Origin of the sequence: Curtobacterium subtropicum, assembly GCF_030362975.1 — a bacterium.
Classification (GTDB): Bacteria; Actinomycetota; Actinomycetes; order Actinomycetales; family Microbacteriaceae; genus Curtobacterium; species Curtobacterium subtropicum.
Genome location: NZ_JAUCMM010000001.1, coordinates 557252 through 571061 on the forward strand (window position 1 = coordinate 557252; position 13810 = coordinate 571061).

The window sequence follows — 13810 nt, forward strand, 5'->3', positions numbered from 1 at the left end:
CGGAGCGACGATCGCCGGACTACACCCCGAGCTGCTCCGCCACCTCGAGCCACCGCTCCTCGAGCTGCTCGACCTCGGCGTCGAGGGTGCCGAGCTGCGTCTGCAGCGCCCCGAGCCCCGCGTAGTCGGACTGGTCGTGCGCCGCGAACGCATCGAGCAGCTTCTGCCGGTCCTGCCCCGCCTTCGCGATCTTCCGGTCGAGCGCCGACATCTCCTTCTCCGCCGCGCGCCGGTCCGCACCGGTCAGGCCGGGTGCGGCAGGGGCACTCGACCCGGCCGCCGCGCCGCCGGTGCCGCCCGCCGGAGCCGTGTCGGGCCTCCCGGCCGAGGCGGCGGCAGCCGCAGCCGCCGTCTGCGGGACGGATCCGGACGCACGCAGCCGCATGTACTCGTCGACACCGCCGGGCAGGTGGCGCAGGTGCCCACCGAGGACCGCGTACTGCTGGTCGGTGACGCGCTCGAGCAGGTACCGGTCGTGGGAGACGACGAGCAGGGTGCCCGGCCAGGTGTCGAGCAGGTCCTCCATCGCGGCGAGCATGTCGGTGTCGAGGTCGTTCGTCGGCTCGTCCAGGATCAGCACGTTGGGCTCGTCGAGCAGGATGAGCATGAGCTGCAGACGGCGCTTCTGCCCACCGGACAGGTCCTTGACCGGCGTCGAGAGCTGCTCCGAGGTGAAGCCGAGGCGTTCGAGCAGCTGCGAGGGCGTCATCTCCTTGCCGTCGGCGACGTAGCTCGTCTTCTTGCGGGCGACGACCTCGCGGACGCGGTCGTCGGCGAACTGCTGCAGGTCGGCCAGCTGCTGGTCGAGCACCGCGACCTGCACCGTCTTGCCGGTCTTGACACGGCCCTCGGAGGGCTGGAGCTTCCCGGACACCAGGTTGAGGAGGGTCGACTTGCCGGCGCCGTTCGGCCCGAGGATGCCGGTGCGCTCCCCCGGCGCGATGCGCCACTCGACATCACGCAGGATCACGTCGTCGCCGAACGAGACCCCCACGTCGAGCAGGTCGACGACGTCCTTGCCGAGCCTGGCGGTCGCCATCTGCGACAGGGCGACCGTGTCGCGGATCGGCGGCACGTCGTCGATCAGGGCGTTCGCCGCGTCGATGCGGAACTTCGGCTTGCTGGTCCGCGCCGGCGCACCGCGACGGAGCCACGCGAGCTCCTTGCGGGCGAGGTTCTGCCGGCGCTGCTCGCTGGCCGCGGCCTGCCGGTCGCGTTCGACACGCTGCAGGATGTACGCCGCGTAGCCGCCCTCGAAGGGCTCGACGACACCGTCGTGCACCTCCCACGTGTCGGTCGACACCGCGTCGAGGAACCACCGGTCGTGCGTCACGACGACCATGCCGCCCTGGTTCGACGACCATCGGCGGTTGATGTGGTCGGCGAGCCACTGGATGCCCTCGACGTCGAGGTGGTTCGTCGGCTCGTCGAGGAACAGCACGTCCCAGTCGCCGACGAGCAGCTTCGCGAGCGCGATGCGCCGCCGCTGCCCACCGGACAGGTCGTCGACCGTGGCGTCCCACGGGATGTCCGACACGAGGCCGCCGATGATGTCGCGGATCTTCGGGTCGCCGGCCCACTCGTGCTCGGCGAGCTCACCGACGACGATGCTGCCGACGGTCGCCCCGGCGGGCAGGACGTCGCGCTGGTCGAGGTAGCCGACGGTCAGGCCGCGGCGGTGGGTGACGCGACCGGCGTCCGGCTCGAGGCGCTGGGCCAGCAGGGCGAGCAGGGTCGACTTGCCGTCACCGTTGCGGCCGACCACGCCGATGCGGTCGCCCTCGTCGAGGCCGAGGGTGACGCTGTCGAAGACGACACGGGTGGGGAACTCGAGATGCAGGTTCTCGGCGCCGAGGAGATGAGCCACCCGTCAAGGGTAGGCGGCGCGGGCGGGTGTGCGCGCCGCGGGGCGGTGGCGCGGGCGGGGCGGCGGCGCGGGGCGGTGGCGCGGGCGGGGCGGCGGCGCGGCCGGTGCGCGGCGCGGGCCGCCGGTGTCGAACCAGGGATCCGACATCGAACCAAGGCGGGCGGCTGGTTCGATGTCGAGACCGTGGTTCGATCCGCGAGCGCACACGATGCTGCCGACCAGGGGCAGGAAGATGCAGATCAGGTGCCGGGCCACGCCCTGAACGGGTGGCGGGGTCACGATCGGGCGTCGGTCTCCTGCGCGGTCCTACAGGTACCCACCGGACGAGCGTGCTCAGCGGGTCACAGGGCGGCGACCCACTCGTCGGTGCCGTCGGTGAACTCCTGGCGCTTCCAGATCGGCGTCCGCTCCTTGACCAGGTCGACCAGCGCGGCGCAGGCGGCGAAGGCCTCCGCCCGGTGCGGCGACGACACCGCGGCGGCGAGCGCCACGTCCCCGATGCCGAGTGCGCCGACGCGGTGCAGCACGGCGATCCGGACCTCGGGGTGGTCGGCTGCGATCGACCGGGCCACTTCGGCGATGACGTCACCGGCGCTCGGGTGTCGTTCGTAGTCGAGCGCGGTGACGCCCTTGCCCTCGTCGTGGTCGCGCACGACCCCGGCGAAGGTGACCACGGCGCCGTCACGGTCGGTGGCGACGGCCACGGAGACCTCGTCGACGGTGATCACCCGGTCCACGACGTCGGCGACGACGACCCGCGCGTCGGTCCCCGGCGCCCCGCTCACGAGGCGCTCCGGGGCGCGTGTCCTGCGCCGTGCAGCTGCGCGAGCACGTGGTCGAGCACCCCGTCGAGCACCGCGAGCCCGTCGGCGACGCCGCCCCGCGACCCCGGCAGGGTCAGCACGACCGCCCGGCCGCCGGCGATGCCCGCGACCCCGCGGGTCAGCAGCGCGGTCGGCCCCGCACCGGCGAGCCCGCGACGACGGATCTCCTCGACGATGCCGGGGAGCTCGAGGTCGATCAGGGGGCCGACGGCCTCGGGCGTGCGGTCCGTCGGCGTGACACCGGTGCCACCGGTGGTGACCACGACCTTCGCGCCCGCGAGCAGCTCGGCCGAGACGGTGTCGGCGATGGGCCCGCCGTCGGGCACGATCGTCGGCTCGGCGACGGTGAACCCGCGCTCGCGCAGCCACGACGCGATGACCGGCCCGGTGCGGTCCAGCGCCGCGTCGGCCGAGGCCTGGGTGGAGACGACCACCACGCCGGCTCGACCCCTGGTGGGTTCGGACGTCATCGGTTGCTCCAGTCCCCCGAGCGCCCGCCGTGCTTCTCGAGCACCCGGACGTCGGTGATCACGGCCGTGCGGTCGACGGCCTTCACCATGTCGTACACGGTCAGGGCCGCCACGCTCGCACCGGTCAGCGCTTCCATCTCGACGCCCGTGCGCGAGGTCGTGCGGACCGAGACCTCGACCCGGACCCGGTCGCCGTCGCCGGTGATGTCGACCTCGACGCCGGCGATCGGCAGCGGGTGGCAGAGCGGCACCAGGTCCGAGGTCTTCTTGACCGCCATGATCGCCGCGATGCGGGCGGTGCCGATCACCTCGCCCTTGGGCAACGACCCGTCGACGATCCGCTCGACGACGTCGGCGCGGGTCACCAGCGTCGCGGTGGCCGTGGCGGACCGGGCGGTGACGTCCTTGTCGGACACGTCGACCATGTGCGCGGAGCCGTCCGAGCGGACGTGCGAGAGCTCGGCGTCGCGCACGCCGTTCGGGTGGTCGTCGGTCATCGGAGGCTCCAGACGGTCAGCGGGTCCCCCGGTGCGACGGTGTCGGTGCCGAGGGGGACGTGGACGAGGTGGGTGGCGGCGGCGAGGTGCCCGAGCAGGTGCGAGCTCGGTCCGCCCACGAAGTGCACGCGTCCGTCGGCGACGCGGCCGCGGCGGACCTGGTGCTTGCCGACCGGTGATTCCGCCGACTCTGCGGCCGGCAGCTCGGCGGTCGGGCGGTCCGGCGCGCCGACCGCGGCGGCGAGCACCGGGCGCAGGAACACCTCGAACGACACGAGCGCCGACACGGGGTTGCCGGGGAACGCGACGACCGGCACCCGCCGACCGGCGAGCTCGACGCGTCCGAGGGCCTGGGGTCCGCCGGGCTGCATCGCGACCGGGGTGACGACGAGGCCACGCGGCTCGAGCACCTGGCGCACGACCTCGTACGCCCCGGCACTGATCCCACCGGTGGTCAGGACGAGGTCCGCCCAGCCACCGACCGCCGACTCGAGCCCAGGCAGGAACGCTTCGGCCGCATCGCTCAGCCGGACTCCGCGTGCCTCGGCACCGACCTCGGCCAGGGCCGCGCGGAGCGCCACGCCGTTCGCGTCACGGATGACCGCACCCGCGCCGTCCAGCCCGTCGTCCCGAGCACCACCGTCGTCCCGAGCACCGCCGTCGTCCTGAGCACCGCCGTCGTCCCGAGCGCCGCCGTCGGCGAGCTCACTGCCCGTCGACACGACGAGCACCCGGACCGGGCGCACCACGGAGACCGCGCCGACGCCCGCCGACGCCAGGGCACCGAGGAGCGCGGGGGTCACCGGATCACCGGCGCGGGCGAGTCCTGCGCCGCGGGCGACGTCGCTGCCGACCCGCCGGACGAACACACCGGCGGTCGTGCCGTCCGGGACGGCGAGCACATCGAGGTCGAGCGCCGCGGGGAACGCGCCCGGCAGGGTCGCCTCGACCGGCACGACGGCGTCCGCGCCGTCGGGGATCCGCGCCCCGGTCATGATCGGCGCAGCGGTGCCCGGCTCGAGCGGTACCGGCACGGCACCGGCCGGGATCGGGTCGACCACGCGGACGACGTCGCCGGCCTCCGTCGACCGCACGGCGAACCCGTCCATCTGGCTGTTGTCGAACACCGGCAGCGGCACGGGGGCCGTCACCCCGTGCGCGAGCACGCGGTACCCGCGGCCCGTGCCGACACCGTCGGCCAGGGCGTCGAGCGCGACGGTCTCCGCACCCCGCTCGGCGAGCACGGGTGCGAGGAGCGCGGCGACCTCGTCGCGGTGCTGACCGATCGTGCGCACGTGTGCCTCCGAACATCGTGGGGTCGCCCCGTTCCCGGTCGGAGCCGGAGGGGCGTCAGTAGCGTATCCAGGGCGCACCACGCGCCGAGGACATCCGGAGGACCTGTGGAGGACCACGTGACCACGACCGCACCTGTGGACGGAACGACGGCTCGCATCGGGGTGATCGGGGGCTCCGGCCTCTACCGCCTGTTCGAGGAGGGCACCGCCGACGAGATCACCGTGGACACGCCCTACGGCCCGACGTCGAGCCCGATCACGGTCGGCACGATGGCCGGCAAGCGCGTCGCGTTCCTGACCCGCCACGGCCGCGAGCACTCGGTCGCGCCGCACCTGATCAACCACCGCGCGAACGTCTGGGCGCTCCGGTCCCTCGGTGTCCGGGCGATCGTGTCGTCGAGCGCGGTCGGCGGCCTGCACCCGGACTACGCCCCCGGCACGTTCGTCGTGACCGATCAGCTCATCGACCGCACCTGGGGCCGGAAGGACACCTTCTTCGAGGACCAGGTGCAGCACCTGTCCTTCGCCGACCCGTTCGACCCGGTGCTCCGCCGCGCCGCGATCGACGCCGTCGCCGCACTCGACGTGCCCTTCAGGCCGACCGGCACGTGCGTCGTCATCCAGGGTCCGCGCTTCTCGACCCGCGCGGAGTCGATCTGGATGCGCGAAGCCGGCGGGCACACGATCAACATGACGATGACGCCCGAGGTGCCGCTCGCGGCCGAGCTCGGCATCGGCACTGTCAACCTGTCCTTCGTCACCGACGCCGACGCCGGCCTGGCCCCCGCGGCGGACGAGACCGCGACCGACGGCACCGCAGCGGACGCAGACGCCCCCGTCACCCACGGCGCCGTCATGGAACGCCTGGCCCGCGCGAACGAGGTCATCGTCCGCGCCATCGGCGACGTGGTCGCCGCACTGCCCGACGACTACACCCCGCGCGAGCTCGTCCCCGCCGCCGCCAGCGAGAGCATCCTCGGGGTGACCGCGTGAGCCGCCTGCTCGTCACCGGTGGCGCGGGCTTCATCGGCTCCGCGATCGTCCGTCGCGCCCGCGCCGAGGGCCACGAGGTCCGCATCCTCGACTCCCTGCGCGACGACGTGCACGGCGACCCCGCCGAGGTCCTCCGCGCCCACGAGCAGCAGGGCCTGTCCTTCGTGCACGGCGACGTCCGCGACCGCGTCGCGCTCGAGGCCGCGCTCGACGGCATCGACGTCGTCTGCCACCAGGCGGCGAAGGTCGGCCTCGGCGTCGACTTCCAGGACGCGCCGGACTACGTCTCGTCGAACGACGCCGGGACCGCGCACGTCCTCGCGGGCATGGACCGGCACGGCATAGGTCGCCTCGTCGTCGCGAGCTCGATGGTGGTCTACGGCGAGGGCGCCTACGAGACCGCCGACGGCGAACCGATGCGACCACCGGCGCGCCGACGCGAGGACCTCGACGCCGGACACTTCGACCCGATCGGTCCCGACGGCCGCCCCCTCGTTCCCGGGCTGATCGACGAGTCGGCGGCCCTCGATCCACGCAACGTGTACGCGCAGACGAAGGTCGCGCAGGAGCACCTGGCCTCGTCGTGGGCCCGCGCGACCGGCGGCACCGCGATCGCCCTGCGCTACCACAACGTCTACGGGCCCGGGATGCCGTCGAACACCCCCTACGCCGGGGTCGCGTCGCTGTTCCGCTCGGCACTCGCCCGCGGCGAGGCGCCCCGCGTGTTCGAGGACGGCCGGCAGCGTCGCGACTTCGTGCACGTGGACGACGTCGCCGGTGCGAACGCCGCGTCGATCGCCGCGACCGCCGAGCTGCCGGCGGAGACCTTCCGGGCGTTCAACGTGGGCTCCGGGGTCGTGCACACCATCGGCGACATGGCGTCGGCGATCGCCGGTCCCGACGGCCCGCAGCCGGTCGTCACCGGTGAGTACCGGCTGGGCGACGTCCGCCACGTCACGGCGTCGTCCGACCGGATCCGGTCCGAGCTGGGCTGGCAGGCGCAGGTCGACTTCGAGCAGGGGATGCGCGACTTCGCGACGTCCCCCCTCCGCGCGGCCGTGCAGCGCTGACGCGGCGTCCGCCGGACGCCGCCACCTGAGACTCGTCTCAGGCGACACGGCTCGCGCCCCCGGGCGCGAGCCGTGTCGGTCGAACCGGGACTCGCCCACTCCGACCAGGGTGCGGACGGACGAGACTCGCCCACCCCGACCAGGGTGCGGACGGACGAGCACAGCACCACCCACCCGCGCGGGCGGCCCGCCGACCGCACCCGCGCCTCCCGGCCGACCCCCGATCACGGGTCAGGTCGTCCGATCGCCGCGCTCGACACGCTCGGGGGACAGGAATCCTGTACCCCGGGACGTGTCATCGTGTTACGTCGTGAGCATGGACCGAACCCCACCCGCCGGCGACCAGCCCGACGAGGACGCGACGCGCGCGACCGGAGACCGGCCCAGTCGCCAGGGCGATCCGCACCGAATGGACCACATGACCGTCGACGTGATCCTGCCCTGCCTCGACGAGGCAGACGCGCTCCCGCGCGTCATCGGTCGCCTGCCCGAGGGGTACCGCGCCATCGTCGTCGACAACGGCTCGACCGACGGATCGGCCGACGTCGCCCGCGCCCACGGTGCGACCGTCGTCACCGAACCGGTCAAGGGCTTCGGCTCGGCCTGCGCCGCCGGTGTCGCCGCCGCGACCGCCGAGTACGTCGCGTTCTGCGACGCCGACGCGTCCATGGACCCCGCCGAACTGCCCGACCTCGTGGCCCGCGTGGCGGACGGGCAGACCGACCTCGCGCTCGGACGCCGCGTCCCCACCACGCGCGGGGCCTGGGCACCGCACGCCCGCTTCGCCAACCGCGTGCTCGCCGTCCTGATGCGCCGCGCCACCGGCTACCGCCTCCGCGACCTCGGTCCGATGCGCGTCATGCGCCGCGCCGACCTGGTGGCCCTCGACCTGCAGGACCGCCGCAGCGGCTACCCGCTCGAGATGGTCCTGGCCGCGCACGCGGCCGGCTGGCGGGTCGACGAGTCCGACATCGGCTACGCCCAGCGCGTCGGCGACAGCAAGGTCACCGGCACGCTCCGCGGCACGGTCAACGCCGTCCGCGACATGTCCCGCCTGCTGCGCGAGTACGGCCGGGAGGCACGCCCCCGCGTCGTCGCGCCCGGTCCGGCCCGCGACGTGGCCGGGTCCACCACGGAAGGAGCACGCTCATGACGGACGTCACGGTGGTCGTCGTGGCCAAGGAGTGCCTGCCCGGCAAGGTCAAGACCCGGCTGACGCCGGCGCTGACCCCGGAGGGCGCCGCCCGCGTCGCCTCTGCCGCGCTGGCCGACACGATCGAGACGGTGCGTGCCCTGCCCGCCTCGCGTCGCGTGCTGCTCTACGACGGCGTCGTGCTGCCCGAGGGCACCGACGACTTCGAGGTCCTGCACCAGGTCGGCGGCGGGCTCGACGAGCGTCTCGGGGCGATGTTCGACGCGATGACCGGACCGACGCTGCTCGTCGGCATGGACACCCCGCAGGCGTCGCCTGAGCACCTCGTGCCCGTCTTCGAGGACCCGGAGCGTGACGCGTGGTTCGGCCCCGCGGACGACGGTGGCTTCTGGTCGCTGTACCTCCGCGAGCCCGACGGCGACCTGCTCCGCGGCGTCCCGATGTCGCAGGACGACACCGGTGCCGTGCAGCTGGCACGTCTGACCGATGCTGGGCTGTCGGTCGGGACCCTGCCGGGGCTGCTCGACGTCGACACCGTGGCGGACGCCGAACAGGTCGCCGCCCTCGCGCCGAACTCGCGGTTCGCCAGGGCCTTCGCCGCCGAGCGCGACTCCACCATGACCACGACGACCGGAGGTGCCCGATGACGATGCACGACACCGTCACCTTCGGTGCCGGCGGCGGCGAGCCGTACGCCCGCGCCCTGCAGAACGACGGCCACCTGCGCCTGACCGACCCGGACCGACCCGACGTCGAGGTCACGATGGACGTCGGGCGTTGGAGCGCCGCAGCCGACCGCGTCGACCGTTCCCTGCTCGAGGGCGCGGACGGACCGGTCATCGACATCGGGTGCGGTCCCGGCCGCATGCTCGTCGCTGCCCGGGCGCTGGGCATCCCCTCGCTCGGCGTGGACGTCTCCGCCGAGGCCGTCGCCATCGCCCGACGCTCCGGCGGCACCGCGGTGCAGGGCTCGGTGTTCGACACGATCCCCGACGAGGGCCGCTGGGACACCGCACTCGTCATCGACGGCAACATCGGGATCGGCGGCGACCCCGTCGCGCTCCTGGCCCGCTGCGGCGAGATCGTCCGCGACGGCGGCCGCGTGGTCGTCGAGACCCACGTCGACCGCACCGCCGACCGTGCGTTCACCGCGCACGTCGTCGACGTGGACGGCAACCGGAGCGAGGGCTTCCCGTGGGCCGAGGTCGGCGTCGACGCGCTGCTCCGGCACGCGACCGTGGCCGGGCTGCAGGCGCGGCAGAGCTGGACCACCGACGGACGGACGTTCTGCGAGCTCGTGGCGTGATCCACCTCGTTGTCTTGCATCATTCAAGACAACGAGGTACCGTCGTGCGTACAGCCGACGGCGCCCTGGTCGTCGGTCCGGCGACTCCGGGACCTCGGCACGACGACGAGGAGCACCCGTGCAGAACCGACAGAACCCCCTCGGCGGCGCCTACGTCTCCGGCCTCGAGCAGCGCGACGAGCTCGGCGCCTACGCGGTCGAGGCCGCATGGCGCCCGGTCGGCAGCTACACCGGTACCGGTGTGGGCCGTGCGCTCGGCCGGTTCGTGGACACCCAGTTCCGCCGCCCCGGCACCGCGACGGCCTCGACGCGGACCGTGACCGGATCGGTGCGGACGGCGACCGGGTCGTTCCGGACCGCCTGAGGCACCACTCCCCCAGACCGCGAGCGGTCGCCCACCCCGAGACGTCCCCCGCGTTCCCTGTGTGGGCGGCCGCTCGCTGCGTGCTCACCCGTCTGCACTCACCGGTCGAGTCGTGGCCCCCGTGCGTCACGCTCCGTCACCGGATGCTGGATGAGCTGCGGCGACCACTCGTCAGGATGACGCCGCGCCCACTCGAGTGTGCCCAGGAACCGAGCCTGCGTGGACGGTGCGCATCCCCAGAGCCATCCCCGCGGCTCGTCGTTGTTTCCCGGTGTCCGGGTTGATGATGTCTCGCGATGCAACGTGCCCACCGGCTGCATCGACCCCCTGCACGCCGCCCGTCCTGACGAATCAGTCAGGATCAGATCTCGGGCCGAGAAGACCGGACTCCGGGTACGCCGCTTCGTACGCACCGACCTCCTCATTGAACAGCTGCGTTCCCGGGCCGGAAGCGCCGGCGCAGCGGCTTCACCAACCCACGGTTCGTCCACGCTTCGAACCGTGCTTTCGCAGCGCTGATCGCGGCGTCCGGGCACGAGCGGATTGTTCGTGCATCGACGGAGAACCGGGCTGATCCTGTGCGGAGCGTCCGTCGGCGAATCACATCGTCGGTCATGGCGCTCCGCCGTTGCCGAGTTGTCGTTCGACCCGAGCCGCCACGTTGCGCAACCACGCTCGGTCGTCGAGTCCGTCGTCCGCCGGAACGTAGTTGCAGTCGAGTTCAGTCAGGCGTCCACCGAGTGCCGACTCGTCCGGGAGGATCTGGTCCAGGTCGCGGACGTCTTCGAGGAGCGCACGCTGTTCGTCGGAGGAAGTGTGAGCAAGGTGGTCCTCGAGCGCTGCATCCGCCGAATACGGCTCGTCCGCCCAGTCCTGATGGAAGCAGGTCCCGACGAAGTCATCGAACCCGTGGAAGTTGCGCGCCGTGATGCTCGCGACCGCGGGGTACGCCGTGAACACCGTGTAGCCCGAGGGACTGTCCGCCGATAGGACGAGCACGGCGCGCACGGCTTCGAGGTCCTGCGGCTCCACGAAGGGGTTCCCCCGGCCGGTCACGCCGCCGGGGACGGCGTACACCCGCAGCGGGCGTGGAGCACCCCCCGCGACCCAACGCCTGATGCGCTCGTGGTTGTAGTCGAGCGCGTAGCCCACCGCTTCGTTCGCGCGCTCGACGCTCGGGAAGTAGGACTCGCCCGTCCGTACAGTGCGTGCCATCAGAGGACCTCACCGGTCTGCCCACGCTCGACCGGATCGCCATTTCGGACATTGCGGGCAGCACGGTCTCGAAGTCCGATGAGCCAGGTACGGGAGGTTTGGCCAGTCTCGGCGAGGGGATCGAGGCCCGAATCTATGTACGTGAAGAAGTCGTCAACCGACGAGTCGGTCCGCAGCGCATTCAAGAGGTAGTCGAGCTCTGTTCGCAGCACCTCGTTGTCGCGCAGCGGAGCATCATCGAGGTCCTGCACGAGGACCGATTCCGCATCTGGCCAGTCGAGCCGCCAATCGAGGTTGAACTCCACGCCGAGCAACGAGGTCGTTCTCGGAGCGCGACGGGTCACCTCACGGTAGAAGTCTTCGTCATCCATTGATCGTCTCTCGCGGGTAACTAGTCAGGATCGAGTACGGGGGATTTCCGCTGGGTTCGAACTTCAGGACAACCCGTACAACGGACCATCTTGGATCGGCGGTGTCCGCCCTCGACGACTCTCCGGCCGATGACCTGATCTGCTGGCCAGCGGACGGCCCCGTCATCGACATCGGCTGCGGCCCGGGGCGGATTCTCGTCGCGGCGCAGGCCCTCGGCATCCCGGCGCTCGGCGTCGACGTGTCCGTCGAGGCCGTCGCGATCGCGCGACGCTCCGGCGGCACCGCCGTGCAGGGGTCGGCCTTCGACCCGATCCCCGACGGGGGGCGGTGAGACACCGCACTGGTGATCGACGGCAACATCGGCATCGGCGGCGACCCCGTCGCACTGCTCGCCCGCTGCGCGGAGATCGTCCGCGATGGCGGTCGCGTCGTCGTCGAGACCCACGTCGACCGCTCCGCCGACCGGACCTTCACCGCGCACGTGGCGGACGGCGACGGCAACCGCAGGGGGGGCTTCCCCTGGGCCGAGGTGGGTGTCGACGCGCTGCTCGAGCACGCGGCGACGGCGGGACTGCGGGGCCGCCGGAGCTGGACGGCCGAGGGTCGGACGTTCTGCGAGCTCGTCGCGTGATGCGGCCCCGTTTTCTTGCATCATTCCTGGCGCCTCGTCGGCAGCTACACCGGCACCAGAATCGGCCGCGCCCTCGGGCGCTTCGTGGACACGCAGTTCCGGCGTCCGAGCACGTCGACAGCCTCGACGCGCACTGTAACCGGGTTGCTGTGTACGGCGACCGGGTCATTCCGGACCGCCTGAGCCGCCACTCCCCCAGACCGCGAGCGGTCGCCCACGCCGGGACGTCCCCCCACGTCCCCGGTGCGGGCGGCCGCTCGCTCGGCGCTCACCGGTCGAGTCGCGGCCCCCACGAGTGGCGCTCCGCCACCGGATGCTGGACGATCCGCGGCGACCACTGGTTCGTCGTTGTGCGGGAACTCCCACATGACGAACCGATGAGCGACCGCATCCCACGTCGGGACCGCTGGCGCGACCTCGTGAGCGATCTCGTCGAGGTGAGCGAGCAGTTCACTCCGCAAGGCCGCGAGCCGTGCCTGACGACGGTGCGATCGAACAACGACACTCATGGCTGTGCCCGCAGTCTCTGCACTACAGCGAGCAGCCACTCTCGGCTGCTCACACCGAGGTCCGAGCGCGGGCGGCGACCCGTCCCACTCGCACGGAAGACGTCGTCGACCTCGTCCTCCGAACGATTCGCGACGAACGCCTCGATCTGCGCGGCACGCGCCAGACGCGCGTGCCGCGGCTCGCCGTCAAGGAGATCTTCGTAGACCTCCTCGACGCAGTCGTGCTCTTCCCGCCAGTCCTGGTTGAAGATCGCGCCGAGGAGGTTGCGGACGAGCGGGTACTCGCGCAACTCAGTTTGATCGCCCAAGGTCATCCCTTCGTCTTCGGTGCCGCCAAGGTGCAGCTCGTGTACTTGCTCGTAGCAGGGCGGTCCTGCCGTCGCTTCCGATCACGAGGCGAACCCCCGCACGACTCCGCGGGCAGCTTCGAGCCAGGCGCGGACATCGCCACCGAAATCGCGTCGGAAGTCGATGTCGACATTGAAGGAGAGGAAGAAGCCTTCGACATCCTCCGTCGTCGGAAGAGCCGCAAGGAGTCCATCGATCTCGCACACGATCGCTTCTCGCTCGGCCAGCGGGCGGTATGCAAAGGCAAGTTCCAACGTCTCGTCCGCCGAACGGTCCTCGTACCAACCCTGGTAGAAGAGGCCTCCGATGATGTTGACCATCCGCGGAGCGCTGCGAGCCAAGGTTTGACTGTCCACTACTTCACCGTTCTGACCGGACAGGTGCTGAGGACACGGACGCCAGCCGAGACGCCCGGCATACCGCGACCATGCCGAGCGCGCGAATCTCGGGACACTCACCGTATCCGGCCGGATCATCGAACCACACGGTTCGGTCGACGACCCGAGTTCCGCCCTCCAGCCGTACTCACGGTGGCGTTGGGTCGATCAGAAATCGGCGTCTCCACCGGCACCCGATGATTCACTCATCAGTGATGTCAAGTGCGTTGATGCGTTCTACAAGATGGTCTACCCAACCGAGAGCACTCAGCTGGGCATCGATTTCCGGCCGAAACCCACTGCCCATCGATTCCAACAAGTCCACCACGTCGGCCTCCGAACAGGTCTCCCTAATTCGAAGGAGTTCGTAGAGCAGTGCGCTGCGAGTTGCCGGATAATTGTCGAGGGCTTCCGACAGGACCTCGTCAACTGAAGACCACTCGTCCCTCCAGTCTTGATTGAAGGCGCCGCCCATGAGCGAATCAAAGGCGGGGTACCGGGGCGATGTTTCCATGCAAT

The 13810-nt window shown here is 71.7% G+C and carries 18 protein-coding genes; 8 read left to right on the plus strand and 10 right to left on the minus strand.

Features of this window, described 5'->3' with window-relative positions:
• Window positions 1–19 precede the first annotated feature (19 nt).
• From QUG98_RS02510 to QUG98_RS02530, 5 genes are all read right to left on the minus strand, one after another.
• A complete protein-coding gene (locus QUG98_RS02510) occupies window positions 20–1867 on the minus strand; it encodes an ABC-F family ATP-binding cassette domain-containing protein (RefSeq protein ID WP_289469048.1) in 1848 nt (615 codons plus the stop codon).
• 341 nt (window positions 1868–2208) lie between these two features.
• Entirely contained in the window at window positions 2209–2652 is a 444-nt protein-coding gene (locus tag QUG98_RS02515; protein ID WP_289469049.1) for a molybdenum cofactor biosynthesis protein MoaE, read from the minus strand.
• A complete protein-coding gene (locus QUG98_RS02520) occupies window positions 2649–3161 on the minus strand; it encodes a MogA/MoaB family molybdenum cofactor biosynthesis protein (RefSeq protein ID WP_289469050.1) in 513 nt (170 codons plus the stop codon). Before QUG98_RS02520 ends, QUG98_RS02515 begins: the two co-directional genes overlap by 4 nt.
• Window positions 3158–3658: a cyclic pyranopterin monophosphate synthase MoaC gene (gene moaC / locus QUG98_RS02525; RefSeq protein ID WP_289469051.1), complete on the minus strand. Its 501-nt coding sequence runs from the start codon at window positions 3656–3658 to the stop codon at window positions 3158–3160. Before moaC ends, QUG98_RS02520 begins: the two co-directional genes overlap by 4 nt.
• Window positions 3655–4953 (minus strand): molybdopterin molybdotransferase MoeA, encoded by a 1299-nt coding sequence (locus tag QUG98_RS02530; protein WP_289469052.1) that lies wholly within the window; start codon window positions 4951–4953, stop codon window positions 3655–3657. The genes moaC and QUG98_RS02530 overlap by 4 nt, the downstream gene beginning before the upstream one ends.
• A gap of 117 nt (window positions 4954–5070) precedes the next feature.
• Here QUG98_RS02530 and QUG98_RS02535 point away from each other — a divergent pair, with 117 nt between their 5' ends.
• From QUG98_RS02535 to QUG98_RS02560, 6 genes are all read left to right on the plus strand, one after another.
• Window positions 5071–5946, plus strand: a complete 876-nt coding sequence (locus tag QUG98_RS02535; protein WP_289469053.1) for an MTAP family purine nucleoside phosphorylase — start codon at window positions 5071–5073, stop codon at window positions 5944–5946.
• Window positions 5943–7016, plus strand: coding sequence for an NAD-dependent epimerase/dehydratase family protein (locus tag QUG98_RS02540; RefSeq protein WP_289469054.1), 1074 nt, complete (start codon window positions 5943–5945; stop codon window positions 7014–7016). Before QUG98_RS02535 ends, QUG98_RS02540 begins: the two co-directional genes overlap by 4 nt.
• A 409-nt stretch (window positions 7017–7425) precedes the next feature.
• Window positions 7426–8169: a glycosyltransferase family 2 protein gene (locus QUG98_RS02545; RefSeq protein WP_289469055.1), complete on the plus strand. Its 744-nt coding sequence runs from the start codon at window positions 7426–7428 to the stop codon at window positions 8167–8169.
• Window positions 8166–8816 (plus strand): TIGR04282 family arsenosugar biosynthesis glycosyltransferase, encoded by a 651-nt coding sequence (locus QUG98_RS02550; RefSeq protein WP_289469056.1) that lies wholly within the window; start codon window positions 8166–8168, stop codon window positions 8814–8816. Before QUG98_RS02545 ends, QUG98_RS02550 begins: the two co-directional genes overlap by 4 nt.
• Window positions 8813–9475 carry a methyltransferase domain-containing protein gene (locus tag QUG98_RS02555; protein WP_289469057.1) on the plus strand — a complete coding sequence of 221 codons (663 nt, stop codon included), beginning with the start codon at window positions 8813–8815 and terminating at the stop codon, window positions 9473–9475. Before QUG98_RS02550 ends, QUG98_RS02555 begins: the two co-directional genes overlap by 4 nt.
• 118 nt (window positions 9476–9593) lie before the next feature.
• The gene (locus QUG98_RS02560) at window positions 9594–9839 is read left to right on the plus strand and encodes a hypothetical protein (protein ID WP_289469058.1); all 246 of its coding nucleotides are present in this window, start codon (window positions 9594–9596) and stop codon (window positions 9837–9839) included.
• A 612-nt stretch (window positions 9840–10451) separates the two neighbouring features.
• Here QUG98_RS02560 and QUG98_RS02565 read toward each other — a convergent pair.
• Both QUG98_RS02565 and QUG98_RS02570 read right to left on the minus strand, forming a co-directional pair.
• Window positions 10452–11054 carry a contact-dependent growth inhibition system immunity protein gene (locus QUG98_RS02565; protein WP_289469059.1) on the minus strand — a complete coding sequence of 201 codons (603 nt, stop codon included), beginning with the start codon at window positions 11052–11054 and terminating at the stop codon, window positions 10452–10454.
• A complete protein-coding gene (locus QUG98_RS02570; RefSeq protein ID WP_289469060.1) occupies window positions 11054–11425 on the minus strand; it encodes a hypothetical protein in 372 nt (123 codons plus the stop codon). The genes QUG98_RS02565 and QUG98_RS02570 overlap by 1 nt, the downstream gene beginning before the upstream one ends.
• A gap of 101 nt (window positions 11426–11526) precedes the next feature.
• On the opposite strand from QUG98_RS02570, the gene QUG98_RS02575 reads away from it, so the two are divergent.
• On the plus strand, window positions 11527–11757 hold the full coding sequence (locus QUG98_RS02575) for a methyltransferase domain-containing protein (RefSeq protein WP_289469061.1): 231 nt from the start codon (window positions 11527–11529) through the stop codon (window positions 11755–11757).
• Between the two features lie 12 nt (window positions 11758–11769).
• On the plus strand, window positions 11770–12057 hold the full coding sequence (locus tag QUG98_RS02580) for a hypothetical protein (RefSeq protein WP_289469062.1): 288 nt from the start codon (window positions 11770–11772) through the stop codon (window positions 12055–12057).
• Between the two features lie 505 nt (window positions 12058–12562).
• On the opposite strand, the gene QUG98_RS02585 is transcribed toward QUG98_RS02580, so the two are convergent.
• The 3 genes from QUG98_RS02585 to QUG98_RS02595 all read right to left on the minus strand — a co-directional run bounded on the left by QUG98_RS02585 (window position 12563) and on the right by QUG98_RS02595 (window position 13805).
• Window positions 12563–12880, minus strand: coding sequence for a contact-dependent growth inhibition system immunity protein (locus QUG98_RS02585; RefSeq protein ID WP_289469063.1), 318 nt, complete (start codon window positions 12878–12880; stop codon window positions 12563–12565).
• Window positions 12881–12955: 75 nt separating this feature from the next.
• The gene (locus QUG98_RS02590) at window positions 12956–13234 is read right to left on the minus strand and encodes a hypothetical protein (protein ID WP_289469064.1); all 279 of its coding nucleotides are present in this window, start codon (window positions 13232–13234) and stop codon (window positions 12956–12958) included.
• A gap of 259 nt (window positions 13235–13493) precedes the next feature.
• Window positions 13494–13805, minus strand: coding sequence for a contact-dependent growth inhibition system immunity protein (locus QUG98_RS02595; protein WP_289469065.1), 312 nt, complete (start codon window positions 13803–13805; stop codon window positions 13494–13496).
• Between the last annotated feature and the right edge of the window lie 5 nt (window positions 13806–13810).